Source organism: Enterococcus sp. 5H, assembly GCF_028128615.1.
Lineage (GTDB): Bacteria > Bacillota > Bacilli > Lactobacillales > Enterococcaceae > Enterococcus_L.
In genome coordinates this window covers 1-1245 of record NZ_AMDP01000007.1, presented here as the reverse complement: position 1 = coordinate 1245, position 1245 = coordinate 1, and the positions used below count along the sequence as shown (strand labels likewise).

The 1245-nt window shown below is 32.8% G+C and carries 1 protein-coding gene; it reads right to left on the bottom strand.

The annotated features are described in order from the left end of the window. Positions 1-5: 5 nt before the first annotated feature. Complete coding sequence (locus tag C240_RS03495) at positions 6-1094, bottom strand: lysozyme (protein ID WP_271491023.1); 1089 nt, start codon at positions 1092-1094, stop codon at positions 6-8. Positions 1095-1245: the final 151 nt, after the last annotated feature.

The window sequence follows — 1245 nt, the reverse complement described above, 5'->3', positions numbered from 1 at the left end:
CATCATTAAAAAGCACGATGATCAATCCAACCTAAGTTTGAGATATAGTAGTATCCACCTTTTTTACCGGTTGCTGTTACTTTTTTACCTATATGATCTTTAGTATTTCCTAACACTGGAACTCCTTGATACCATGGTAGTGGATTAATTTGATAACCACTATTTTTAATTGTTAATGCTTGATTAATTTTTTCTACTGTATCAAGTGCTTTATTATCAATCCAACCTTTTAAGTCTGGCGAATAGTAATATGGACCAGCTTGCTGAGTCAATTTAATTACTTTTCCCATATAATCTTTTGAATTCGCTACCTTTACGTAGCCAATCATTCCCCAAGGCAATGTATCAATTGAATATTTTTGGTCTTTATGCAACATTTTGTATTCTTGAATCTCACTAAAATTTCGCTCTTTTGCAATACTTGCAGCTTCCGCATTCAAATAGCCCATCCATCCATTTGCCTCATCATACAAGGAGTAATATCTGGAACCATTTGAATGATTGTAATAGCCTTTAGCTATATAAGTTTCATTAAATAGTTTATCTGTAGTATCCTTTTTCACCCAGTCAAAACTGCTCCATAAATTGTAGCCTTTTTTGGTAATTGTCACATATTTGCCAAATGCTATATATGATCCTTGTGCAGGACTAGCAGCCTTTAAAAACAATGTTACTTCATCATTTCTACGATTAACTAATCCTTGTAAAATTTGACCACCAGCGTAAACATATCTTTTCATTTCATTAGCAGCACTTGTCCAGTTTTTACTATTTATATAAATAAGCAATTGTGAGTTTGCAAGAATATACGGTCCTAAGTTAAAATGAAAGCTGACTAACGCATCAAACTGATTTTGATTTAGCTGAACTGTAACGTATTTAAAAATACCAACCGCATGTGTCTTTATATCTTCATCTAAAAATGCATTTGCTTGCATTTCACTTATAGTCATTCCAGCATAAACGCCTTTTGTATGACCATATCCAATCGTCCAGACACCCACAGAATCTTGATATGCACTTAATCGTAAGCCTTCCCATTTTTTAATCAAATTTCTCCCATTTTGTGAAATTTTCATATTTTCATTTGCCACTCTATTTCCTCCATTTCTTTTTCTTACCCAACAAAATTCTTTATTAACAACAAGCATCATTAAAAAGCACGATGATCAATCCAACCTAAGTTTGAGATATAGTAGTATCCACCTTTTTTACCGGTTGCTGTTACTTTTTTACCTATATGAT